Raw genomic sequence first — 24,324 nt, 5'->3', positions numbered from 1 at the left:
GTTAAATCACAAATGTAATATAGGCGCCGGAAACAGGGTCTTTCACACGAAAACTGTTTTCCGTCTCTTCAATCGAATACCCGGCATGTTTGACTCGGTTCGCCACTAAAACCAGCTCCTCTTGGTGAGGCAGGACAACAGTGTAATAGTCTAGTCCGCTGGCATTTGTCGGTTTAGGCGGCGCATTTCTTCCCGCCCAAATGTTTAAGCCGATATGATGGTGGTACCCCCCGGCTGAAACGAAGAGGGCGGACATGCCCGCATAGTTTCCGACAATGTCAAAGCCCAGTACATCTGTATAAAACGCCTTTGCTTCTTTCAAATCACTGACATGCAGATGAATGTGTCCGATGATTGTATCGTTCGGAAGCGATGTTTTCCGCTCATCTCCTGCCTCTTCCAGAAGGCCCTCAATGTCAACAGCGGTTGTCGTCATGACATAGTTTCCTTCCAGATCACGCTGCCACGTGCTGCGGGGGCGGTCAGCATACATTTCAATGCCGTTTCCGTCAGGATCAGACAGGTAGAGCGCTTCGCTGACAGCATGGTCCCCATGTCCGATAGCAATGCCGTGTTCAATCAAGCGGGCGAGCGCGATCCCAAGTTCCTTCCTGTCCGGAAGAAGAATCGCAAAGTGATAAAGGCCTGTCACAGACCGTTCAGGCAAGACGACAGCGCTCGGATTTTCTTCAAGAATAAGCAGTACGCGTTTCCCGTCAGCCGTTAATTCAGCTTGGCGATCCGTCTTTTTTAAGACTTGAAAACCGATGACGTTACAGTAGAACTGAAGCGAACGCTCCAGACTGCGAATTGTGAGTTTGGCATAGCCAATGTGTGTATCCTCATGAATGCTGGTCATGCTGCATGCCTCTTTTCTTATGCTGAAACGTTTCCGTTCTTTTTTCCTTTAAACACAAATGGGTCCAGCGCCAGGAATCGACTTCCAGTAAGCGCCAGGTGAATGGATGTCAAAAGCAGAAGGTAATCAAATTCTGCATTGCCCATGAATGGCGCTTTCAGCTTAACAGTGATGATGGCGCCGATCAGTGTAAGAGCGAACAGTACACCGACAATACGTGTAGCCAATCCGAAGAAGACCAGCACTCCGCCAATGAGTTCAATCGCTGCGATGACATACGCCATAAAGCTTGGAAGGCCTATGCTGCCGAAAAATTGGATGGTGCCCTCCATTCCCTGAAACTTTGATAAACCGTGAACAAAAAAGATAATACCTGTAATAACTCTTAAAAGTAATGTGCCAATTTCAAATGATTTATTCATTTTATCCTCCTTGATAAATGTTATCACTTACTTAATGTAAGCTAGTATATATACATAACTTGTTTACGTCAAGTAATTTTGTTACATTTTACGAAAATGAAATAAAAGTACTATAAATCTGTAACAAAAAAGACCTCTGTGCAGGACAAAGGTCTATTTCTCAAATTGGCTTTCATATAAGTCACCGTAAAATCCTTTTTGCCGAATCAGCTCGTCATGGCTGCCTTTTTCAATCATTTCACCGTCTTTTAGCACCACAATCTGGTCCGCTCTTTGAATGGTGTTCAGCCTGTGGGCAATGATGACGCTTGTTCTTCCTTCCATTAAACGGGCGAGCGCTTCTTGAATGTTGACTTCTGTTACGGTATCAATGTTGCTTGTCGCTTCATCCAAAATGAGAAGAACCGGATCGGCAAGCACCGCCCGCGCTATAGAAATCAACTGCTTCTGTCCTTGACTGATGCCCGAACCGTTTTGCGTCAGCACGGTGTCATACCCTTTTGGTAGCCTTTCAATAAAACTATGGGCATTCGCTGTTTTTGCAGCGGCTTCGACTTCCTGATCAGAAGCATCGAGCCTGCCATAGCGAATGTTTTCTCTGATCGTTCCCTGAAATAAGAAAGAATCCTGAAGAACAAACCCCATGTTTTTTCTGAGGCTTGCTCTAGTAAGGGTTTTAATATCTGTACCGTCGATTAAAATTTTTCCTTCGTTAGGCTCGTAAAAACGGGCGAGAAGGTTAGTGACGGTTGTCTTCCCCGCCCCCGTCGGCCCGACAAACGCGATGGACTGCCCGGCAGGCACGGTAAACTGTAAATGCTTCAGCGTCTGCTGCCCTTTATCGTAACCGAAGGACACATCCCGGAATTCAATGCTGCCTGTTTGGATGGGCTGATGCACGGCGTTCTTTTCATCCTCGCGCTCTTCTTTTTCATCAAGCACGTCAAACACCCGTTCAGCGCCGGCGATTGCGGACAGCATCGTATTAAACTGGTTGGCCAGATCGTTTAAAGGGCGTGTAAATTGTCTTGAATACTCGGCAAAGACGACGATGGAGCCGATCGAGATCCAGCCTTTCAGCGCAAACAAACCGCCGATTGCCGCTATCATTGTAAAGCTTAAGTTATTCAAAGAGTTCATGACCTTCGGGATAAACCCGGAAATCGTCTGCGCCCAAAAGCCCGACGTCTTGAGTGCAGCGTTTTTTTCGAGAAATTCAGCAGTAATCTGCTTCTCACGTGAATATGCTTTGATGACCTTTGCGCCTGAAACAGATTCCTCAATATACCCATTCAGATCACCAAGGTTTTTCTGCTGTTCTTTAAACAGCTTTCCCGTTCGGTTGGTGATCCATTTCAGGCTCGCTGCCATCACCGGAATAATGGTCAGCGTAATCAATGTAAGGAGCGGGCTCATGTACAGCATCACCGCAATCGTCCCGACAAAGGTGATCACGCTTGACAAAATTTGAATGACTGACGTGTTTAAGGTAGAACTGACATTTTCGATGTCATTCGTCACCCGGCTCATCAGCTCGCCGTGCCGCTGTTTATCAAAAAATGGAATCGGCAGCTCATGCAGATGGGTGAACAATTCGCTTCTCATTCTGAAAACCGTGCCCTGCGAGATCGTAATCATCCAATAGTTTTGAAACCAAAGCGACAGGGACTGAATGATATAGATAGCGAGCAGAAGAAGCAAAACGGGAATCAAGCCGCTGACCGTTTTCCCGACGATAAAATGGTCAATGGCCTTTCCGATCACAAAGGGGCCAAGGAGCCCGAATATCGCGCTGATGACAACCATCAGCATGACAAGTATGAGCAGTCCTTTTCTTTCAGCCAAGTAAGACCAGATTCGTCTCAGTGTGCCCTTTGTATCCTTTGCTTTCGCCCGCTTTTTCGCGCCTTCTTTTTTGTCAATTGGCAGTTTGGGATATTGGAAAGGCTTGCGGATGTCTTTTAGCATGACTCGCTCCCCTCCCTTCCGAATTGTGACTCGTAAATGCGCTTGTATAACTGAGATGCAGAAAGCAGCTCACTATGAGTGCCTTTTTCAATCAGTTCGCCGTCCTCAAGCAGCAAAATCTGATCAGCTTTCATCGCCGTGGTTATTTTTTGTGTAATGATCAAAGTTGTGCAATGGTATGTGCTGATTGCTTCAAGCAGCTTCGCCTCCGTTTGCAGATCAAGCGCGCTTGTGCTGTCATCTAATAGAAGGATAGCCGGTTTTCGAATCAGTGCCCGCGCAATGGAAATTCGCTGTTTTTGGCCGCCGGACAGGTTGACGCCTCTTTGCCCCAAAACTGTGTCATATCCATTTGGGAGCTTCAAAATCGTTTCATGAATTTGCGCATGTTTGGCCGCATCCATTATTTCATCTAGTGAAGCATTTTCTTTGCCCCAAGCGATGTTTTCTTTGATTGTGCCGGAAAACAAGAGGACTTCCTGAGGTACATATCCAATTTGCCTGCGCAGCCCTTCAGCCGGAAAATCTTGAACCGGCTTTTTATCTATGTAAATGCGGCCTGAATCCGGCTGATAAAGCCGCGGAATGAGCTGAAAAAGCGTGGACTTGCCCGAGCCCGTCGCACCGAGAATCGCGATCGTTTCTCTTGGTTTTACAGAAAATGAGACATCCCTGAGCGCTTCTCTGTCCATTTCAGGATAGCGAAAGGATACATGCTGAAACTCAATCCGTCCTGACAAACGATCAGATATGATGCCTTCCTCCCGCTCATCGCCTTCTGTTTCAAGCACCTCGCCGATTCTATCCCCTGAAGCTTTCGCCCTGGTGAAAATCATAATCAAAAATGGAAACATCGAAAGCGCGCCTGTAATTCGTGTTGCGTAGTTAATTATCGCAACAACATCGCCAACCTGAGTGCTTCCGCTCGTGATACTGTAGGACCCCGCCCACAAAATCAAAAGGATGCAGAGATTCATCAAAAGCATCAGTACAGGCATCGTGAATTCCACAAGCTGAAAGGCCGAAACCGTTTTTTCCATCAGCCTTGTGTTGGCTTTGATAAATCGTTTGACTTCGTGGCTGCCGCGAAGCAGCGCTTTGATCAGCTTGATTGCAATTAAATTTTCCTGCATGATAGTGTTCACTTGATCCAGCCTTTTCTGCACTGAGCGGAACAGTGCCCCGCCTTTCCTTAATACCCATAGCAAAAACAAGATCAGGATCGGAATGGTCACAAGCAGAAAAAAGCCGAGTTTCACATTAACGGCAAGCGATAGCACAATGCCGCCTGCAATCATTAAGGGAGCCCGCAGCATAAACCGCAAACTCATAAAAATCATATTTTGAACCTGTGTGACGTCGTTTGTCAGCCTTGTGATATAAGAAGAGGACGAAAACTGTCCAAATGTGGAATAGGAGAAGGACTGGATTTTTTGAAAAAGCACTTTTCTCGTATCATAGGAAAAGCTTTGGCTGACATGGGCGGCATAAAAGGAATTCAGCATCCCCGCCGCAAAGGATAACACGGTCAGCCCGATCATGACCGCGCCCCATATCCATACATGCCGCAGATCTTGCTTCAATATCCCATCGTCGATGATTTTTGCAATCAATAAAGGCTGCATCAGTTCAACTGCAAGCTCCGTCAACATAAGAATCAGAGCAATTCCCGCCAGCAATGAATATGGTTTTAAAAACGACAAAGCCTTTTGCATGTAAAAGCCTCCAAACCCCTTTTTACTCGATTGTCTCTTTCTTTACTTTACTATGGCGGTCTTTTTGACGGCAAACGAAAACCCTCCCGAAAAGGAGGGCTGTCTTTATTGATTCAATATTTTTTCCACACGCTCCCGCATCTGCGGTACGCTTAATCCGATAATTACCTGAAACGCCTTCCCGTTCCTGACAACGCCGTGTGCGCCAAGCGCGCGGAATACGCTGTCGGGTTCAACCTTTGTTTCATCCTTGACACTGACTCTGAGGCGGGTGGCGCAGTTTGTGACTTCAGTGATGTTGTCTTTTCCGCCCAGCGCTTCAATATACAGAAAAGCGGTGTCATCAGCAGTTTCAGCAGCAGAGGCCGTTTCATCCTTGTTTTTTCTTTCTCTGTATTCCTTTTTCGAATACAGCTTTGTTTCCTGCTGTTCATCCTTTTCCCGTCCTGGTGTAGCGATATTGAATTTGAGGATTAAAAATCTGAAGACGAAAAAATAAATTGCTGTAAACGAGAGCCCGATCAAAATTTGATACACATATGTCATACCGTGGCTGCCAAAGAGCGGAATCCAGTTCAAGGTCACCGCCTCAATCAGTCCGCCTCCCATATTTCCGACGACGCCGGCCATATACATAACTGTCGACATTGTGGCGGCAAGCACGGCGTGAACCGCAAATAAGAAAGGTGAAATGAATAAGAACGTAAACTCAATTGGCTCTGTAATACCGGCGACAATCGCTGTCAGTGTGACAGGAATCAGCAGCCCTGCGACGAGTTTTTTCTTTTCCTTTTTGGCTGTCACATAAAAAGCCAGGGCGATACCCGGAATACCGAAGATTTTCGAGTTGCCGTGAAGCGCGAATCCGCCTTGCGGAAAGAGCTCCTTCAGCGGTTTGGCGCTTTGCGAATATTCGCCGAGATGCTGTGCCCAATACGTGACGATCCCGCCTTCCGCTACAGCCGGGCCATAAATAAACGGCGTGTAAATAAAGTGATGAAGGCCGGTCGGAATTAAAATCCGTTCCAAAAACGTGTATATCCAAACGCCCACCGCCCCAGAAGCAACCAGGAAGCTTTGAAGCGAGCCGATTCCCGATTGAACCATCGGCCAAATATAAGACACAGCCAAGGCAATTGGGATCATAATAAAGAAGGAAATCATCACGATATATGTTGAGCCTTGAAAGATGCCGAGAAAATCGGGCAGTTTTTTATCAAAATAGCGATTATGCAAAAAGACGACAATTGAAGAAATAAAGATCGCTCCGATAATGTTGGTATCGAGCGTTTTTATGCCCGCAATCATCGTTAACCCGCTCGTTCCGCCGACCTCTTGATTCATGTCGACGCCAAATGCTCCTCCCCATACCGTCAATATCGCGCTGACAAAATAGTTGAATGTCAGGTAGACAGTAAGCGCTTCCAAACAAGCGCGTGCCTGAGCTTTCTTCGCCAAAGCAACCGGGATGCCAATGGCGAATAAGAGCGGCATTTGGTTAAAGACAGTCCAGCCGCCCTGCTCAATGATATACCAGCACTGATACCAAAAACCGTCAGGATCGGCGAGCGGTCCCATGAGGGTTTTATTTTTAAAGAGCGTGCTGATACCGACGATAATGCCGGCGAACGCGAATAATAAAACAGGCACAAACATCGCGCTTCCAAAGCGCTGAATTTTTTGCATCATACCAGAACCCCCTGCTACTCATTGTCATTTTTTTCTGCCTCTTTGTAATCAACATATGCGCGGAACAATGCTTCGCCAACGAGAAAAAACGGTGCAAAAGCGACAATTTCCGTTTTATCGCTTAATGTCACAGGTTTGCTTGTCGCATAAAGATTATGCGGAGTCAGCTGGGCGAGGACATTGTTTTTTAAATTCGTAATGGAAATAAAGGGAATACCCTTTGCAGAAAGCATTCTTGCCTGAGGAATCAGCTCCGGTGTTTCTCCGGAAAGAGAAATGATGATAAACAGATCGTTCACTTTAAAATCCCCGCGCATCAGATTAAATTCATTCGTGTCTTCAATCAAAATAAGATAGCGATGACGCGGAATAAACATTCTTTGCAGGTCGCGGGCGCATATCTTTTGCGCATTTCCAGAACCGTAGACGAAAATGCGGTCAGCTTCATCAATCAGCTGGCACATGTCCGTCATGTCCTTTGTCCTTAAGAACTTCAAATTTGCTTCAATATCATCAAGCAGCTTTTCAAAACTCATACTCTCGCCTTCTTCCGGCTGATCTTCCCACTTTAAAAAGACGCGAAATTCACTGTAGCCACTGAAACCGAGCTTTTGGGCAAGCCGTAAAATTGAGGAACGCGATACACTGCAAGCTTTGGCCAGCGCGTCGATTCCAAGGTGATAGCATGTGTGCTTATGATTCAATATATATTTTAAAATATGAAAATCGTTGTCATTCAATTTGCTGTAGTGCTGATTGATCAGTTCTTCGAGCTGCATATCAGATCCCCCCATTTTCTTTCTATTATATACAATTACAGATTCGAAAATGGGGGAATTTCAGTTATGATATACGGGTCGGGCTTTGATCAAGCTCAGGCCAGAAGTCTTTGTTGGCCTCCATTAAATCCTCGAGAATGAGTCTTGCCACACGCGCGTTCGGCACTGTTTTTGACAAAATTAGCGCCTGCCACAGCTTTTGGAACGATTTCTCCGCCCATGCTTCAACAGTCAGCTTCTCAACGGATACCTGCTGCTCCATAAGCCCTTTTTGGAATTGCGGAATGGTGCCGACGGTAATCGGTTCAGGCCCATTTGAGCCGACAATGCATGGCACCTCGACCATCGCAGTCGGGTCAAAGTTCGCAATTGCGCCGTTATTTTCAACGATCAACAGCATTCTTTCACCTGTGTTGTAGGCAATCGCCCGGGCAAGATCAACGATATATGATGCGTGGTCATCGATTTTGATTTCGCTGTTTTCCGTGGACTGCTCACGTGTAATCATGTCACATTGGCTGAAAATAAAAGCTTCGCGACCTTCCATCACTTCATTTGCCCGCGTATGATTCGGATTTGATTTTTTCACCATATCATCCGGGAACAAATAATATTGCAAATACGTATTCGGCAGTGTGTCAGGATCTGCGGCCTGCACGTCACGCGCTTTGGCGAATGTGTCATTCCAGCTCGCCTCCACCGCTTCAGCCTCTGTTTTCGGAATATAGCCGTATTGAGATACATGCTCCTTCAGCTTCGGCATTAAATCGTTGCCCTCTTGATCCTGAATTGATGTCCACCAGCCGAAGTGATTTAATCCGTAATAGCGGACCTTCATTTCTTTTCTTGAAGCTAAGCCAAGAATTTGCGCCATCCGGTCTTCGATCCCAACCGGCATATCACAGATATTGAGAATTTTAGAATTCGGTCTAAGGCGTCTCGTAGCTTCAGCCACAATCGCCGCCGGATTGGAATAATTGAGCATCCAAGCATCAGGCGAGTATTTTTCCATGTAATCTAATATCTCAAGCACACCGCCGATCGAACGCATACCGTATGCGATCCCGCCCGGCCCGCATGTCTCCTGGCCGACAACTCCGTACTTTAACGGAATTTGCTCATCAAGCGCACGCATCGCGTATTTCCCTACTCTGATGTGCGCCATAACAAAATCGACATCTGTAAAAGCTTCTTCCGGGTCAGTCGTCGCTTCAAATTCAATATCCGGCGCTTTTTCTCTGATAAAAACGTCGCAGGCGCCTGCAATGCGATCCTGTCTTTCCTTATCATTATCATACAGCTTCAGCTTTCTGATCGGAAACTCCTCCAAATGGTCCAAGAGCATGAGTACGATCCCTGGAGTGAAAGTGCTCCCTCCGCCCGCTATTACGATTGAGAATGATTTTTTCTTCATATGACGACCTCCTTGATAACGTTTACAATTCCATTTATACCATGAGATAGCCCGTCCCGTAACACGTTTGGCGCACTTAGGTCATTTGATCAACTTTAGTGTTTTTTCCCATAGAGCGGGAAATTTCTCATTTGCAGGGAATCCTTACAATAGGTAAAAACAACTGATCTAATAGGCCTATTCATACTTAACACCTCCATTAATTTAAAACCAACATAACAAAGAAATCATTATATAATCTATATTTCCTATTTATCCATTACATACCATCATGTAACATTAGGAAAGTCTCCCTTTTGTTTTTAATAACGGTTCAAAAGAATTACATATTATGTGACAATGAGGTGTTTACAGTTGTTTGGTGAAATGTTGGGATTATCCTTTGTAAAAACACAACTAAGTTTAAAAAAGGAGAATTTAGAAGATCTCAAAGCTTGCAAAACTAACTTGACAAATATCCAGCAAGAATTTTTGGAGTCAAAAAATAAAATAACTGAGCCATCTCTGTCCTCGGATACATGGCAGGGAAGTTTAGCAAATAAATTCGAACTTATTCGAGACGAGATACACTCAGAATATCAAGATTTAAAAGGTAAACAATTAGATGAGGTTATAACTAAAATTGAAGACAAAATTAATACATTAATTGATGATATAGATGGGTTGAAAAATCAGATCACTTCTATTGAAAAAGAAATAGAAAAACAAAAAAATAAAAATTCACACTGATAAGGAAGAGTTTGTATGGGCAATGAAATAAAATTTGATTTACCTGAAGTTGAAAAAGCAATTACAAAATTAAAAAATGCAACTGAAGTTATTAAAGTATCTATTCCTACTAATTTAACAGACCACAATAACCTTGATGTCACAAAGAAACTGAATGTGCTGAATAACAAATTAAATAAACTGGCTGAGAAATATGCTTCTTCCTTAAACAAACAAATCTCACAAACAGAACAATTAGTTAGGTCTATGCAAGAAACAGATGAAGTGCTTTCCAAATCAATAACTAATAAATAATGTAAAGAAGGAAGGAACGTTGTTTGAAAACTCTTGATGTACATTCATTTCTCATCTCTATAGACAAGACCATAAAACAATTAGATAAACAAGCTGAGAAATTAACAGATGTAATTAAAAGTACACAAGGAATTGCATCATTAGATGATTCCCTTAAAGGAGAGGGCGGAACTGCGATTCGAACATTTTTTAGTGAATGCCACACTCCCTTTCTTCTTTTTTATTCTTGTGTAATCAGTGATTATAAAGAAGTATTAAATAAAATAAAGAGTGCATTATATTCATTAGAACCAACAAACACAGGTTTTATTTCGCAAAGTTTTTTAGAGAATGATTTGAATAATGGGTTAACAGCTACTAAGAGATCAATAACATCTCTAACAGATAAAGCAAATGAGGAGATTGAAAAAGTTAAACACATTGTAAGTCTCAAAGATTTGAATGACGAAAATTTTGTAGAAAAAATAAAAAAGGCTGAAAGTAATATAGACGAAACATTGGAACATCTATATACCTTTGATCGTGAAAACACTAGTTCTCTAGATTCAATCGATCAAGATATCACCACAATGGAAGATTATTTAAAACAACTTGATGCAAAATACGGTGGTCCTCGAATTGAAATTAATAATTATATAAGTGGCTCAGTACTAAAACCCGAATTTAGCAACGATTCACTGAAAAGTAATAATAGTTATACCCCTTTTAACAATGCACAACTAGATAAAGACTCTCCGATGTGTAAAATGTTAGATAAAATTAATGCTAAAGATGAGCAAGAAATTATCGAATTTTTCGGTATTTCAAATTCAGATGATCCTTCGATAGGAACTAAGAACATCGGTTCAAAGAGCGAAGCAGATCATGGTATTAATAAAAATAAAAGTGATGATGAAGGCATTACTCAAAAAATATATAACACTTTTGATGCCATTAACAATTTAAAGTATGCTAAGAATAAAGAAATTAACGGAGCTATTTATAAAGGTTTCGGTAATGGATATGCCAATATAGATATAAGCAATCAAAAAGTAAATTTTAAAGCTGGCGCAAGTCTCATAGATACAAATAGTGCATATAAGGAAGAAAAGTTAGAATCTAAAGAATTATTCTTTAGAATGGCTGAAGGTAATATAGAAGTGTCATTACCATATTTACAAAGTTTTACGGACTCTTTTTTATCTGGTGAGATGATTGGCGGTGCAGCAGAAGCTAATATAATTAATGCAAACTTTGACCATAAAAAATCTCCAGCCTTATTTAAGGTTAAAATTGGTCATGGTGAAACAAAAGCTGGCATTGAAAATTACTCGGTTGGTATAGGAGCATCAGCAAGTATTGCTGATGCAGAGCTTACCATACATCCATTTAATTGGTTCGGCTATGAACCACTTGAAGAGTGGTTTGGAATTGAATATGATCCCTATTTTGGGGTAACTGCATCTATTGGCAGCGTCGGGGTAGAAGTGAAGACAGGTCTTGAAAATGAACTTTATGCTGCAGAAGGTATTGGTTTAGGGATAAAATTTGGAGCAGAAAAAGATGACTAGGAGGTATATAAATGAGTGAAAAAAATGGGTTTTTACCAAAAAAAATTAATGAAGCACTATTAATAGGTTCTATTTTTCCAGTTCCTTTCGGTATCTTTAGTTTATTCATGCTATATTGGTTAATTGATAGTGAAACCCCTCAGGAAGTAATATATTTAATTACTTTTATTATTTCAGTATTCACTTTTCTTATACCTTTATGCTTACATATTTTCAGAAAAAAATTCTGGTTAAAAAAACATCCACACCTGCTTAAGAAAAAAAATTAATATAGAAAGAGTGAGAAATTAATGTCTAATACATTGCTGCCTATCGGTAGTGTGGTGAAAATTTTAAATGTACGAAAAACTGTAATGATTTATGGGAGAAATCAGCTTCAAACTTCTTCACAAAAAAAGTACGATTATGTTTCAGTTCCTTATCCAGAAGGTAATATCAATGAAAATTATAATTTGTTCTTCAATCACGATATGATAGAAGAAGTTCTTTTTGAGGGATATCAAACACAAGAAGAAAAAGCTTTTCAAGAAACTTTTAAAGGCTAATAAAATGGACTATTTAATAGTACGATTTTGGAAAAAGTATAAAAAACCATTCATTTTACTATATTATCTGTTTTTCATGATTTGTATGACATTAATTACTTTTATGCTTCCTGGCATCCAAATCGGTATAAGGATCGTTTTACTTTTTTTATTGTATTTGATTACTACTGTAACAATCTATACAGGTTATAGAGTTACCAATAAGATGCTTTTAAAAGAACAAGGAGATAGACAATGAAAAACACTTGGAATACATATAAGAAAAAAATCTTTTTAATTCTCTATTTGCTTCCTATGATTGGCATGACACTCGGGATCTCAGCAGTCCCCGACATGACATTAAAACAAAAATTGATTTTACTGGTAATTATGTATGTGATGAGTGGCTTGTTTATATTCTTTGTTTATTTAGCAATAAATAAGATTATAAAATCTATTTTTAATGATTAGTAAGCAATACGCAATTTGTTTAGAGCCTATTTTAGGCTCTTTTTTATATACGGTTACCTCGAAAACATTCGTCTTCCAAACGTAGAAACTCCTAATATTAAGTTGACTCCCTCTTACAGGTTCCTTTCTTTACCTTTTTTGTAATCTTAAAGTCTCACCAACTGTGAATTTTAAGTGAATATACGCCCTTCCAATTCTTATGAAAAGGTTCTTTTGTACGATTCGGATACATGCCGAATTATTTATAATCATTTATATAAAACATCCAATTGTGCGTGAATTTAGAAAAGGCAGGGGACAAAAGTTGGACTCATATAAAGTCATTGAGCTGGCAAACAAGTATAGTGCGGCCGCAGAAGAGGTCAGAAGCTCCAAAATGCTGCTTGAATCCCGGTTATCTGCATTGGGAGATGCTTGGCAGGGCAAAGCAAGAGATTCGTTTGACCAGGATTTCGAGGAAACAAAAGCCGCCTACGATCAATTCGAACAGGAGCTGCTTGAAACAAGCCAAGAGCTGAAGGCTGCCGCTGTCAAAATAGAAGAACGAAAAGCTGAAATTGCCAGAATGGAAGAACTGGAGCGTAAAGCAAGAGAGGAAAGACATAAACTCGGGAGGTGAACGGTGTGTCAGGAAACATTGCAGTTGATCCGGATAAGCTCGAACAGCTTGCAAATGATGTAGTCACTGAATTAACTGATATGGAAAACAAATATAAGGACCTGCATGTGGAGCTGGGGCAGATGATTTTGCAATGCGATCCCCGCTACAGCAGCTGTTTTTCCGGAGTGGGCGATGCGTGGAGCTCAGGAAAAGCGCTCGTCACTAAGCTAAGTGACAATGAGATTTTCATCAGAAAAACGGGCGATAAATTTGTGGAACAAGATGATATTTTGCGAAAGCTCTACAATGCCTACGACAAATACGGTACGTTGACAAGCTTAACCGCCCTTATGCTGACGCAGGGAAAATATTACGGATTAGGGCTTACGAAATTTGTGAAACAGCCAAGCGGCTTGCATACAGCACAGCACTCAAAACTGCTCTTGGATATTTCCAGGGCCGTTGACAGCTCACGTTATCAAAAAGCGGCAAGAGTGCTTTTGAATCCTAAATATTTGTTGAAAAAGACAAACCGTCCTTTTTCAGATTTGGTACATAAAAAGTTTACAAAATACTTCCCTCAGGACACGGTGGATTTTTCAAACAGCGTCAGAAGCTACACAAAAGGATTTCTTAATGAAGCCGGCGTACGCTCCACTTTGAAGGATGTGGGAAAAACGGGCTTGAGATTCGCGAAAGGAAATGCCATTACCGCCACACTGATTACCGGTGCAACCGAAACATTCGGAGCAGGCGTGAAAATTGCTGAAAATTATGCAAAATACCAGGACAAACCCGAAGTTCTCAAGCGTGAAAACGCCAAGGCCGTCGGTAATGCTGTGAATAATACGATTTTTGTTGCCGGCGGTGCGACAGCTGGTGCTGTCATCGGCGGTGCAATCGGAAGCTTTGCAGGACCTGTGGGTACTGTCCTTCTTGGGGCAGCAGGTTCATACATTGGCGGAGTCGTCGGAGAACAAATCGCCAAATATACAGCCGGTTTTGCTGAAAAAGCAGCCTTAAAGCTGAAAGAACCGATCCATGCTGTCGTTGATACAGCCAAAAAAGGGCTGGAATCAGCCGGCAAAGTCGTCAAATCAGTGAATGACGGCATAGATGCGGCGAATAAATCGATACATAAAGGGATAGACAGCGCGAAAAAAGGAATGGAAAAAGCAAAGAAAACAGCGGATTCGCTCATACACGGCGCAACCCATTTCCTTAAAGGGAAATTTTCATTTGGATAGGAGAATAAACAATGAAGCAGTTTACAATTAGCATAGAAGAACTCTTATTTTGCTTTTACAGCGAAGGGTTTTTTGAACAGGGGATGGCCTTGAAGCAGGCCTATTTTCCGGAAATAGAAGATGAACAGCTCGGCGCTTTGTTCGAAGCAGCTTGCCGCTCACTCTTAGCTAAGGATGCAGCGGAATATCGGAACCATCAATATCGGTTAAAGGACGAGTACTGTCCGTTTATCCATGTATTAAACGACGCTGACTATACAGTGAAGCTTTCTAAATTTAACGGGCAAGGCGCCGAACAGAATGTGTCCTGCCATGTATCAAAATTCGGCACCTACTCTCACGAACTCCTTTTTGATGAACAAGTCCATCGCATTACAAAAATGGAATCAAGTGAAGGGTTACTTGCTAAGACAGATGAGTTTTTACATATAATAGATACAGAGGATAAAAGAGAATCGATTGTGACATTGACATCAAATGAATTTGAAAAACTCTTGGAGGGCGCTTCAGACAACCCTTCATATCTAAAAGAGTTCCTTGAAAAACATGACCACCAAGAGGACGTTACCCGATTTGCAAATGATCTGGCTTTGCGGAAAGGGAAAATGGATACACTTATGCGTCTGGCATATGGCAAAGATAACACTCCTGAAGTGGCTGACATGGCATTTGTCCTGCCGGGGGCCCACCATACTTGGCTTGTCACAGGCATCACCCAGAATGAATTTTCTATCCTCCCTGCTCATAAGGATGTTGTAAATCAAATCATTTCAAAATGATAAGAATTGAATTAACAAAAGGAGAAAAGCATTGAAAAACCAAGAAATCATTGAAGTCAAAAGCAAAATGTTCCTGAGAATATGGGCTTTTGTCGGATCTGCCGGTATGGGATTAGCATGTTTGTGGCTCTTTTATATGGGTATTACGTTTCAAACGAAATATTACCTATTAGCCATTCCTGCTGGCTTTCTGTTCACCTTGTTTTGTTTATATTTATTTATCATCTTCTTTCCGGCTTTCACCCCGCGGGGAAATACCATTTTTCGCATCAAGACAGGAAAAAATGGAGAAGTGTTCACTGACAAAGTGTCTGTTACGTTTACTGATATAAAGAAAATTGAGATGAGCCGCCATAAATTTAGTCTAAAAGGAATTTTCCAAGAAGATATATTGATCCAAACCGTTGATCAGAAGACCATTCGCATTCCCACTTGGAACATCATTCCGAATCCGTTGTTTTTCGAAGCGGTTGAACGCTATATCCTTCCCCATCTGAATGAAGAGGCGAAAAGCAATTGGATCGGACAGTTTACAGACATCCAACGCAGTGCGTATTTGAAGGAATTTGAGAATCATCCGAAGCTTTAGGGGCAGCACATGATTGAAGTAAAAAGCATGATGTTTCTAAGGGCTTGGCTGTTCCTCGCTACAGGGGGCGCCTTTATTGTGGGCGTCTGGCTGGTGTCTGAAGCTCTCACGTTTGAATCTAAATATGCCCTGCTTTATTTGGGCGGCGGATTACTGGCGATGATTTATGGATTGATCACATTCTTTATGGCTTTTCCTGCGTTCACAAGCCGTGGAAATGTCATTTTCAGCATAAAGACCGGACCTAGTGGAGAAATCTTCTCGAGAAAGCGCAGCGTGCTGTTTTCCGAGGTGAAGCGGCTTTATATGGGACGCCATCAATACAGTTTGAAAGGGATCTTTTTTGAGGATATTATCATCGAGAAAACAGACGGCAAAATCGTTCGCATCCCGACCTGGAACATCATCGCGAATCCGCTGTTTTTCGAAGCGGTTGAACGCTATATCCTTCCCCATTTGAATGAAGAGGCTCAAAACAATTGGATCAGCCGATTTACAGAGGTTCAGCGAAAAGCGTATTTGAAGGAATTTGAGAATCATCCGAAGCTTTAAAAGCTCTCCTCCTCTATAATGAAAGATAAATGCAAATTGAGGAGTGCTCATGATGCTGATTACCATTCTTTTATTTCTCGCGGCAGGGCTTGCCGAAATTGGCGGCGGATATCTGGTTTGGCTATGGCTGAGAGAGGCAAAGCCAGCCGGCTACGGAATCGCCGGGGCGCTGATCCTCATTGTATACGGCATTCTTCCGACGTTTCAGTCCTTCCCATCTTTCGGCCGTGTATACGCCGCTTATGGCGGAGTATTCATCGTGCTTGCGGTCCTGTGGGGATGGCTTGTTGACCGGAAAACACCTGATCTGTATGACTGGATCGGCGCATTCATTTGTCTCATCGGTGTCTGTGTTATTTTATTTGCGCCGCGCGGATAACAAAATGGCCTGCTTATGAAGCGGGCCATTTTTGTTTAATCCTCTTTTAAGCTGTTCAGCTGCACTTCATGCTCCTCTTGCGGTTCGTCAAGCGGATAAATTCTTGCTGTTCCGTTTTCTTCATTCACGTGCTGAATGTATATAGGAACGCCGTTGTATGTTACTTTTTTCATATCGGGAGATTCTACAATTTCTTTCGCCCTTTGAATATTCATCGTAACACCCTCCTTCAATACATAACGTTTCCATTTCCTGAAGGAAGTATGCTTTATGATTCAGCGGACAAGTTGAATTTTTTCAGGCGTTTGTAGAAAGTGCTACGGGGGATCCCGCTGATTTTTGCGGCTTGAGAGACGTTTCCTTTTGCTGATTCAAGCGCTTTGATCATCATATCCTTTTGGATTTGCTCACGAAAGGTAAGCACGCCGGCAGCAGCCGGCTTTTTTTCTGCAGAGCTGGCCGGCAATCCAGCGGCTTCCAGTAAAGCGGGTAGCGGTTCATCCCTCAGCCGGCCGTCCGGAAATCTGATAGAAAGACGTTCAAACACATTAAACAGCTCACGGATATTCCCCGGCCACTTCCATTGCTTCAGCACATTACAAAAATCAGAAGGAAGTTCGCCTGGCCAATGATTCTTCTGTTTGTAGTGCTCTAAGAGGTCCGGGATATCCTCGGTGCGATCGCGTAATGGAGGGAGTTCAATTGGATAGACATGAAGACGGTAAAACAAGTCCTCTCTGATTTTTCCGTTTTCGGCAAGCTCGCGTAAATCACAATGTGTGGCGGCAATAACTCTGATATCAACCGGAATTTCTTTCGTCCCGCCGATTGGCGTTATCTTACGTTCCTGAAGCACTCGTAAAAGCGCAACCTGCATCGAGTGGGAAATTTCTCCGATTTCATCTAAAAATAATGTGCCTTGATTCGCTTTTTGAAAGGCGCCCTTATAGCCATTTCGTTTCGCTCCCGTAAAAGCGCCCTCTGCATATCCGAACAGTTCGCTTTCAATCAAATCAGACGGAATCGCTCCGCAATTGACAGCAACAAACGGACCGTGACGTCTCTCACTGTTCTCATGAAGCGCGCGAGCCGCGACTTCCTTTCCCGTACCAGTTTCGCCCGACAAACAGACCGTTGCATCTGCCGCAGCTGCACGTTCAAGGTTCATCAGCATCGCTTGCGATCGGCCGCTTTTCCCGATCACTCCATTGAATCGAAACACCTTCTTTTTCTTATGTTCCGAAAGATAAAAACAAGTGCCGCCATCTCCTATGGTGACAGCTTTTTCGATTGAGTAGCCCCGTTCCTTCAACTCATACAGGTGCCGGCCCTGCCAATCAGGCATTGAGGTTCGAATCGGTATGCTCGCACTGATGATGTGCTGCTTGTTATTGCATAGCACCATCGGCACACTGGATGCAGCCCTCTCTCCAAAACGGCTGATCAGCTCGAGCTCTTTCTCACGGCTTTTAGCTGCGAGTTCCCGTTCAGCTGCATAGGCGATCGCAGTGGCAATACCGAGCATATGAGGATGAGCGCCTGCCGCCGGACACGATATGTCAATCACACCCGCAAGGCTGCCATCCTCATGGTGAATCGGAGCGGCTGAACAGTTCCAAAGATGGGAAGCAATGGAGTAATGCTCTGATCCTTGTATCGCAACCGGCTCGCTAATGTGGAGTGCCGTGCCAATCGCATTTGTTCCGACAGCCGTTTCCGTCCAGCATGCCCCTTCGACAAAGTTGATGCGTTTGGCTTCATAGAGCGCGCGGGAATGGCCGTCCAATGCCAAAACAACACCGTCTGAATCAATTAACAGCGCCATCATTTCCATTTCTTTTATGGCAGGCAGCAGTTTTTCGAGGTAAGGCTTTGCGGTCGTCAAGAAGAATGAATGTTTTTTTGACTGCTGATCCAGCTCCGTTTGCTGTAAAACCTTCGGGCCTTTTTCTAAATATGGATTGACCTCAGCTTTTTTGCAGCGATGCCATGACTCGGCAATCCGTTTTCTTAATCGGGCTTCGTCAAGCACACCGTCTTTCACAAAACGTTTCCAGGTTTGCAAATCGTTTGGGACCGAATTCATTTCCTTGATCGCTCCTCCCTTACACGCCGTTTTCATCTATTGTAGGGGAAAAATAAAGCGCTTTCAACAATAAAAAAAGCAGGCGCCTTATATCCATGCGCCTGCTTTTTCCTTTATTATGCATGTACTGCAAGCCCGATCGTGCTTAACAGCGCCTCATGCAATGTTTCCGATAAAGTCGGATGCGCGGCGATAAAATGCTCCGCCATATCTGCCGTCATCTCACCATTCATGATCGCTGCCGCTTGGCCGATGAGCTCGGTTACGTCCGGGCCAATCATCGAGACACCTACGATTTCGCCGAATTCCGGTTCAGCCACGATTTTGACCTTTCCTTCCGCTTGCTGTTTAATGAGTGCCTTGCCGTTTGCGGAAAAAGGAAATTCGCCAATTTTCACATCGCCGTATATGCTTCTTGCCTGACGTTCTGTCATTCCGATACAAGCGATTTCCGGGGACGTATAGATGCAGCGCGGCACATGTTTCTCATTGATTTTGACATCCCTTCCGGAAGCATGAGAAGCAGCGATGATGCCCTCATGAAAAGCGGCATGCGCCAGCTGAATGCCCCCTATAGCATCTCCGCACGCGTAAATATGAGGCACGTTCGTCTGCATGTGCCCATTCACCGGAATGCCCTTTGGAGAAAAATCAACTCCGGCCTGTTCCAGCTGCAATCCGTCAAGACGGGGTTTTCTGCCGATCGCCACTAGCACATAATCGGCCTTCGTTTTAAACTCTCGCTGACCGCTTTTCCATATTGCCGTTTTGGCCGTTTGATCCACCCGCCCTAATCTGGATGAAGTATGCACTTCGACACCGTCTTCCTCAAGTTTCTCCTGAAAGAGACGGGCAATATCTTCATCTTCAGCCGGGATCAGCTGGTCCGCTGTTTCAATGATGGTCACCTTCGATCCCAATCTGGCGAACAGCCCTGCATACTCACACCCGATGACACCGCCGCCGACAATGACTAGTGAAGACGGAATCTCGGAAAGAGAAAGCGCGTCTTTGCTGTCGATGATCCATTCGCCGTCAAACGGGGCAAAAGGCAGCTCGATTGGCTCTGACCCGGAGGCAATCAATACTTGGTCCGCCTCTCTGATTTCTTTTCCGTTTTCTCCTTCGATCAAGAGCTTTCTTTCAGAAAGAAAGGAGGCTGTTCCCTTTACAACCTGTATTTGATTTTTCTTCATTAGGTACTGAACGCCTTGGACAAGCTGACTGACAACCTGTTGTTTTCGGCTTTGCATTTTACTCCAATCGACTGATATTGCACCTGCCGGAAGTTCAATTCCAAAGCTGTCGGCATGCTTGATTTTATCAAGAACGTTTGCGCTTTCTAACAAAGACTTTGTCGGGATGCAGCCTTCATTCAGGCAGGTTCCCCCAAGCTTGCCTTTGTCAATGAGCAGCACGTTTCTGCCCTGCTGTGCCGCGGAGACCGCAGCCGCATAGCCTGCAGGTCCGCCGCCGATAATGGCTAATGTCATGTCGTTTTCACCTGCTTTTCTTATAAAATTAATGCTGCGGGTTCTTCCAAATATGTTTTCATCGCCTTCAGGAATGCAGCGGCTGGGGCGCCGTCACACGCTCTGTGATCAAATGTCAGGCTGAGCGGCAGGATCGTGCTTCTGACGATCTCCTCCCCTTGATACACCGGCGTGTCATAGCTTGCTCCGATGCCGAGAATGCCTGTTTCCGGCGGATTTAGTATCGGTGTGAAATGCTCAACTCCAAACGCGCCAAGGTTTGTAATGGAGAAGGTAGAGCCTTGCAGTTCTTCGCTTCCCGCACGTCCCTCGCGTGCTTTTTTGGCATTTTCTGAGATGGATTGAGCCAGTTCAATCAGCGATAGCTTTTCAGCATTGCGGATGACAGGCACCACTAAGCCATTTTCCAAGGCTACAGCCATACCAAGGTGCACATGGGGATGTGTGATGATGCGCTCATTTTGATAAAAGCTGTTCAGCACAGGGTGAGCTTGCAGAGCGAGAACGGCGGCTCTTGAGACAAAATGAGTGATCGTCAGTTTTGTGCCGTATCTCTCTCCCGCAGTTGGTGAAAGCTGTTTTTGAAGAGTGGCAAGCTTGGTGATGTCAGCTTTCATCGTGATCGTCAGCTGCGCGCTGTTTGCCAAGCTTTCCTGCATTCGGGCAGCGATGACCTTTCTCATGCCTGTCACCGGGATTTCCTGCGCTTTCTGCTCCGACACAGGCTTTGCCTGATCTTTTTTCTGTTCAGCAAGGGCCTTTGTCACGTCATCCTTCACGATTCGTCCGCCTGGTCCAGTTCCTTTCAGCTGTTTTAGGTCTAATCCTGCTTTTTCTGCTATTTTCCTGGCGACTGGAGATATTTTCATTCGATCTTTTTTGGAGGCTGCGGGTTTGTTTTCTTGTTTGACGGGCTGGATGGCTTGCGGCACACTGTCTTCAGCAACAGGCGCGCTCGCCTCTTCCTGCACCGACTCATTGGCGTCCCCGATATAGCAGATTGCTGTGCCGGGCGGAACCTCTTCTCCCTCTTTCACTTTGATATCGATCAGCGTTCCTTTTTCAGGCGCTTCGATCTCCATTTCAATTTTCTCCGATTGAATGCTGGCAATGCTTTCTCCCTTTTCAACCGGGTCGCCTACTTTTTTATTCCATATCGATACTTCCCCTTGTTTCATAGCCATTCCCAATTTTGGCATCACTACTTTTACCGCCATTTGTGTCCCCCCTTTAATTCATTGCCGGCTCGCCAAGCAATTCAAGCGTGACGCTGACAATTTTATCTGGTGTCGGCAAATATTGATCTTCAAGCACTGGTGAAAACGGAACCGGTGTATGCGGCGCTGTAATCCGTTTAATCGGCGCATCAAGCAAATCAAAGCCCTTGTCAGCGACAATCGCAGCAATATCCGTGGCAATGCTGCATCGCGGATTGGCTTCATCAATGATGATCAGCCGGTTTGTTTTTTCTAACGATGTGAAAATCGCATCCTCATCCAGAGGGGACAGACTGCGCGGATCAAGGACCTCGGCTTCGATGCCCCTCTCTGAAAGCTGTGCAGCCGCTTCAAGCGCAGTATTGACCTGCTTGCCGACTGCAAAGAGCGTAACATCATTGCCCTCGCGTTTGATGTCCGCCTTTCCGAGCGGAATTGTATAATAATCTTCCGGCACCTCGCCCTTCATGTTGTAGGACGTTTTGTCTTCAAAGAAGAACACCGGATCATTATCTTCTATTGCTGCAAGCAGAAGACCTTTGGCATCATACGGATTGGATGGAACAACTGTCTTCAGTCCAGGGATGCTCGTGAAAAGGCCATACAGCGCTTGTGAATGCTGGGCAGCGGCCCGGAACCCTGCTCCGTATGTGGTGCGGACGGTAATCGGCACTTGCGCTTTTCCGCCGAACATGTAACGGAATTTCGCCCCTTGGTTGATCACCTGGTCAAAGCACGTGCCGATAAAATCGTTAAACATCAGCTCGGCAATCGGTCTCAAACCGGTTGATGCCGCAGCCATAGCCGCACCCATATAGCCCGCCTCAGAAATCGGTGTGTCCAGCACTCTTGTACGCCCGAATTCCTGTACGAGCCCCTTTGTGACCCCTAATACACCGCCCCATGCTTCATCATCCTGCAAATGATCGACAGCCGCTCCCCCGGCGACATCCTCACCGATCAAAAGCACATTTTCATCTCTTCTCATCGCAAGCTTCATTGCTTCATTGATCGCGTCTGACATGCTTATGACTCTCGCCATCTCTTACATTCCTCCTTTTTCATATGACACGTACACATCTGTCAGCAGCTCCGAATCTTTTGGATATGGGCTGTCTTCGCTGAACGAAACGGCTTTTTCAATCGATTCGCTGACACGCTGTTCAATGTCTGACAGCTTATTAGCATCTGTTTCTTTTAAAAGGTAGTTTTTAAAACCTTGAATGGCATCTTTTTCTTCAAGGTGCTCAACTCTTTCATCCTTCGTTTTATAGGTCTGGGCATCTCCTTCGAAATGGCCGTAGTTTCTGTAGGTCATACATTCAATCAAAGACGGGCCGCCGCCGTTTCTTGCTCTTTCTATCGCTTCCTCGGCTGCCTGGTAAACTGCTAAAATATCTTTGCCGTCAACTGTAACCCCCGGCATGTTATAAGCAGCCGCCCGATCGGCGATTGAATCACAGGCTGATGCGTACTCAAATGGGGTGGCTTCGCCATAGCCGTTATTTTCGGCGACAAACACGACAGGAAGGTTCCATACAGCCGCTAAATTCAGCCCTTCGTGGAAGGTGCCTTGGTTATTTGCCCCGTCTCCGAAAAAGCAAACGCTTACATTTTTAGTCTGTTTATATTTAGCCGTGAGCGCTGATCCGCATGCGAGCGTAAAGCCGCCCCCGACGATTCCATTTGCGCCTAACATGCCTTTATCAAGATCCGCAATGTGCATAGAACCACCCTTGCCTTTGCACAATCCGGTCGCTTTTCCGAAAATTTCCGCCATCATGCCGTCCAAATCACAGCCTTTGGCGATACAATGTCCATGTCCCCTGTGGGTGCTTGTAATGCTGTCGCCATCATGTAAATGAGCGCACACCCCTACAGCCACAGCTTCCTCACCGGCATATAAATGAACGAATCCGGGAAGCACTCCCTGGGCGAACAGTTCATGCACTTTGTCTTCAAAGCCCCTGATCTCCAGCATCTTTTGGTACATCCACAGCGCTTTTTCCTCAGTTAATGATAAGCCTTCTCGTTTTAACAATTCCATTTTGTGCGCCTCCTTCTATTTAGGGTTCACCATTATAAATGCAAGAAGTGTGCCAGTCTTTTGAGCCCGTAAAACCAGTCTTCTCGTCTTCACTTTGGAGACAGTTTGAGACGTGTGTCTCGTTTTGTCTCAAACTGATTCATTTGTCTCGTTTTACAGCATGCAAAAAAAGACCGGATATCACCCGGCCTTTGACAATGATCGACGTATTTATTTCCTTGGAAATCTTTTTAACTTCCTAGTTCCTCTGCATCGTTTGACTGAGTAGCTGCTTTTGAAAGAAAATCAATTGAATATTTGACATATCCAATACCGCCGACCCCGTCCTTCTGCATACAGTCTATCGTGCCGTTTGAGTATGTATATCCCTTTTCATTAAGCGTTTTTCTGACCGTTTCCGCCATCTTTGCGGCATCTGTTTTTGATAACCCGCTGGCGTCTAACTGAATCGTCATGCTCATAGGCGCTTTTTCAGCCAGCTGTTTGTTCCATTTTGTATCTAACGTGAACTGTCCGTTTTCAATACTCAAAGCAGCATCAGCTTTTATAAGTCGAGGAACCGCTTTTTTCAGATCTGCTTCGATTGCCTTCGTTGCTTCTTCATTTACATGTTTTGATACTGATTCGGTATACGCTTCTTCAATTCCATCGCACGTTACTTTAGGATGCAGAAATCCCTTCGTACACATTGGGTAGCGATGAGATTGGGAGGTTGCTTCGAATACATATTCAGAGGTTTTAGCGTTATATACCCCATTCGTGATCTTGATTTCTTTCTTAGGATAGGTTTGTTTCACATAAGAGACTAGCTTCTGTTCTGCAGCATTTTTCGAAAATGGATCACCGAACCATACATGATAGATATATAGTCCGCATCCGAATAATGCAATGGCAAGCAAGCCAAACACAAGTTTTTTCAT

The 24,324-nt window shown here is 44.2% G+C and carries 25 protein-coding genes; 11 read left to right on the top strand and 14 right to left on the bottom strand.

Going from position 1 to position 24,324, the window contains the following annotated elements:
• Window position 1: 1 nt before the first annotated feature.
• From catE to glvA, 7 genes are all read right to left on the bottom strand, one after another.
• Window positions 2–859 carry a catechol 2,3-dioxygenase gene (gene catE / locus M1D65_RS04450; RefSeq protein ID WP_064671921.1) on the bottom strand — a complete coding sequence of 286 codons (858 nt, stop codon included), beginning with the start codon at window positions 857–859 and terminating at the stop codon, window positions 2–4.
• A 17-nt stretch (window positions 860–876) separates the two neighbouring features.
• A complete protein-coding gene (catD, locus tag M1D65_RS04445; protein WP_003244204.1) occupies window positions 877–1,281 on the bottom strand; it encodes a DoxX family oxidoreductase CatD in 405 nt (134 codons plus the stop codon).
• A 153-nt stretch (window positions 1,282–1,434) separates the two neighbouring features.
• A complete protein-coding gene (locus tag M1D65_RS04440) occupies window positions 1,435–3,249 on the bottom strand; it encodes an ABC transporter ATP-binding protein (protein WP_085187149.1) in 1,815 nt (604 codons plus the stop codon).
• Window positions 3,243–4,964: an ABC transporter ATP-binding protein gene (locus M1D65_RS04435; RefSeq protein ID WP_276354730.1), complete on the bottom strand. Its 1,722-nt coding sequence runs from the start codon at window positions 4,962–4,964 to the stop codon at window positions 3,243–3,245. Before M1D65_RS04435 ends, M1D65_RS04440 begins: the two co-directional genes overlap by 7 nt.
• Before the next feature lie 105 nt (window positions 4,965–5,069).
• Window positions 5,070–6,653: a PTS maltose transporter subunit IIBC gene (malP, locus tag M1D65_RS04430; protein WP_003233606.1), complete on the bottom strand. Its 1,584-nt coding sequence runs from the start codon at window positions 6,651–6,653 to the stop codon at window positions 5,070–5,072.
• A gap of 14 nt (window positions 6,654–6,667) precedes the next feature.
• Window positions 6,668–7,432 carry a MurR/RpiR family transcriptional regulator GlvR gene (gene glvR / locus M1D65_RS04425; protein ID WP_014476181.1) on the bottom strand — a complete coding sequence of 255 codons (765 nt, stop codon included), beginning with the start codon at window positions 7,430–7,432 and terminating at the stop codon, window positions 6,668–6,670.
• A 64-nt stretch (window positions 7,433–7,496) separates the two neighbouring features.
• Complete coding sequence (gene glvA, locus M1D65_RS04420) at window positions 7,497–8,846, bottom strand: maltose-6'-phosphate glucosidase (RefSeq protein ID WP_021481187.1); 1,350 nt, start codon at window positions 8,844–8,846, stop codon at window positions 7,497–7,499.
• 354 nt (window positions 8,847–9,200) lie between these two features.
• On the opposite strand from glvA, the gene M1D65_RS04415 reads away from it, so the two are divergent.
• From M1D65_RS04415 to M1D65_RS04365, 11 genes are all read left to right on the top strand, one after another.
• Window positions 9,201–9,575: a YwqH-like family protein gene (locus M1D65_RS04415; protein ID WP_050496048.1), complete on the top strand. Its 375-nt coding sequence runs from the start codon at window positions 9,201–9,203 to the stop codon at window positions 9,573–9,575.
• 15 nt (window positions 9,576–9,590) lie between these two features.
• Window positions 9,591–9,869 carry a DUF5344 family protein gene (locus M1D65_RS04410; RefSeq protein ID WP_032726630.1) on the top strand — a complete coding sequence of 93 codons (279 nt, stop codon included), beginning with the start codon at window positions 9,591–9,593 and terminating at the stop codon, window positions 9,867–9,869.
• 23 nt (window positions 9,870–9,892) lie between these two features.
• Window positions 9,893–11,419: a ribonuclease YeeF family protein gene (locus M1D65_RS04405; RefSeq protein WP_064671918.1), complete on the top strand. Its 1,527-nt coding sequence runs from the start codon at window positions 9,893–9,895 to the stop codon at window positions 11,417–11,419.
• Window positions 11,420–11,430: 11 nt separating this feature from the next.
• Window positions 11,431–11,688, top strand: coding sequence for a hypothetical protein (locus M1D65_RS04400; RefSeq protein WP_032726631.1), 258 nt, complete (start codon window positions 11,431–11,433; stop codon window positions 11,686–11,688).
• A 21-nt stretch (window positions 11,689–11,709) separates the two neighbouring features.
• Window positions 11,710–11,964 carry a DUF4176 domain-containing protein gene (locus M1D65_RS04395; protein WP_014476176.1) on the top strand — a complete coding sequence of 85 codons (255 nt, stop codon included), beginning with the start codon at window positions 11,710–11,712 and terminating at the stop codon, window positions 11,962–11,964.
• A 754-nt stretch (window positions 11,965–12,718) separates the two neighbouring features.
• Complete coding sequence (locus M1D65_RS04390; protein WP_003243177.1) at window positions 12,719–13,033, top strand: WXG100 family type VII secretion target; 315 nt, start codon at window positions 12,719–12,721, stop codon at window positions 13,031–13,033.
• Between the two features lie 5 nt (window positions 13,034–13,038).
• Window positions 13,039–14,262, top strand: a complete 1,224-nt coding sequence (locus M1D65_RS04385) for a hypothetical protein (RefSeq protein ID WP_014476173.1) — start codon at window positions 13,039–13,041, stop codon at window positions 14,260–14,262.
• Between the two features lie 11 nt (window positions 14,263–14,273).
• On the top strand, window positions 14,274–15,041 hold the full coding sequence (locus M1D65_RS04380; RefSeq protein WP_003243767.1) for a hypothetical protein: 768 nt from the start codon (window positions 14,274–14,276) through the stop codon (window positions 15,039–15,041).
• 31 nt (window positions 15,042–15,072) lie between these two features.
• Window positions 15,073–15,630, top strand: a complete 558-nt coding sequence (locus tag M1D65_RS04375; RefSeq protein ID WP_003244496.1) for a YfjD family protein — start codon at window positions 15,073–15,075, stop codon at window positions 15,628–15,630.
• A 9-nt stretch (window positions 15,631–15,639) separates the two neighbouring features.
• The gene (locus tag M1D65_RS04370) at window positions 15,640–16,182 is read left to right on the top strand and encodes a YfjD family protein (RefSeq protein ID WP_456270795.1); all 543 of its coding nucleotides are present in this window, start codon (window positions 15,640–15,642) and stop codon (window positions 16,180–16,182) included.
• A 49-nt stretch (window positions 16,183–16,231) separates the two neighbouring features.
• Window positions 16,232–16,561, top strand: a complete 330-nt coding sequence (locus M1D65_RS04365) for a YnfA family protein (protein ID WP_010886445.1) — start codon at window positions 16,232–16,234, stop codon at window positions 16,559–16,561.
• Between the two features lie 35 nt (window positions 16,562–16,596).
• Here M1D65_RS04365 and M1D65_RS04360 read toward each other — a convergent pair whose 3' ends face one another.
• From M1D65_RS04360 to M1D65_RS04330, 7 genes are all read right to left on the bottom strand, one after another.
• On the bottom strand, window positions 16,597–16,776 hold the full coding sequence (locus tag M1D65_RS04360) for a small acid-soluble spore protein H (protein WP_064671914.1): 180 nt from the start codon (window positions 16,774–16,776) through the stop codon (window positions 16,597–16,599).
• Window positions 16,777–16,829: 53 nt separating this feature from the next.
• The gene (acoR, locus tag M1D65_RS04355; protein ID WP_456270794.1) at window positions 16,830–18,647 is read right to left on the bottom strand and encodes an acetoin dehydrogenase operon transcriptional activator AcoR; all 1,818 of its coding nucleotides are present in this window, start codon (window positions 18,645–18,647) and stop codon (window positions 16,830–16,832) included.
• Between the two features lie 116 nt (window positions 18,648–18,763).
• Window positions 18,764–20,140: an acetoin dehydrogenase complex dihydrolipoyl dehydrogenase gene (acoL, locus tag M1D65_RS04350; protein WP_273797109.1), complete on the bottom strand. Its 1,377-nt coding sequence runs from the start codon at window positions 20,138–20,140 to the stop codon at window positions 18,764–18,766.
• Between the two features lie 20 nt (window positions 20,141–20,160).
• Window positions 20,161–21,357: an acetoin dehydrogenase complex dihydrolipoyllysine-residue acetyltransferase gene (acoC, locus tag M1D65_RS04345; RefSeq protein WP_456270793.1), complete on the bottom strand. Its 1,197-nt coding sequence runs from the start codon at window positions 21,355–21,357 to the stop codon at window positions 20,161–20,163.
• Window positions 21,358–21,370: 13 nt separating this feature from the next.
• Window positions 21,371–22,399: an acetoin:2,6-dichlorophenolindophenol oxidoreductase subunit beta gene (acoB, locus tag M1D65_RS04340; protein ID WP_024572068.1), complete on the bottom strand. Its 1,029-nt coding sequence runs from the start codon at window positions 22,397–22,399 to the stop codon at window positions 21,371–21,373.
• 3 nt (window positions 22,400–22,402) lie between these two features.
• Window positions 22,403–23,404, bottom strand: coding sequence for an acetoin:2,6-dichlorophenolindophenol oxidoreductase subunit alpha (gene acoA / locus M1D65_RS04335; protein ID WP_015383114.1), 1,002 nt, complete (start codon window positions 23,402–23,404; stop codon window positions 22,403–22,405).
• Window positions 23,405–23,634: 230 nt separating this feature from the next.
• On the bottom strand, window positions 23,635–24,324 hold the full coding sequence (locus tag M1D65_RS04330) for a YfjL-like protein (RefSeq protein WP_014479179.1): 690 nt from the start codon (window positions 24,322–24,324) through the stop codon (window positions 23,635–23,637).

The organism is Bacillus sp. JZ39 (assembly GCF_053903145.1).
The sequence above is the reverse complement of the archived record's forward strand: the minus strand, read 5'-3'. Positions and strand labels throughout refer to the sequence as shown.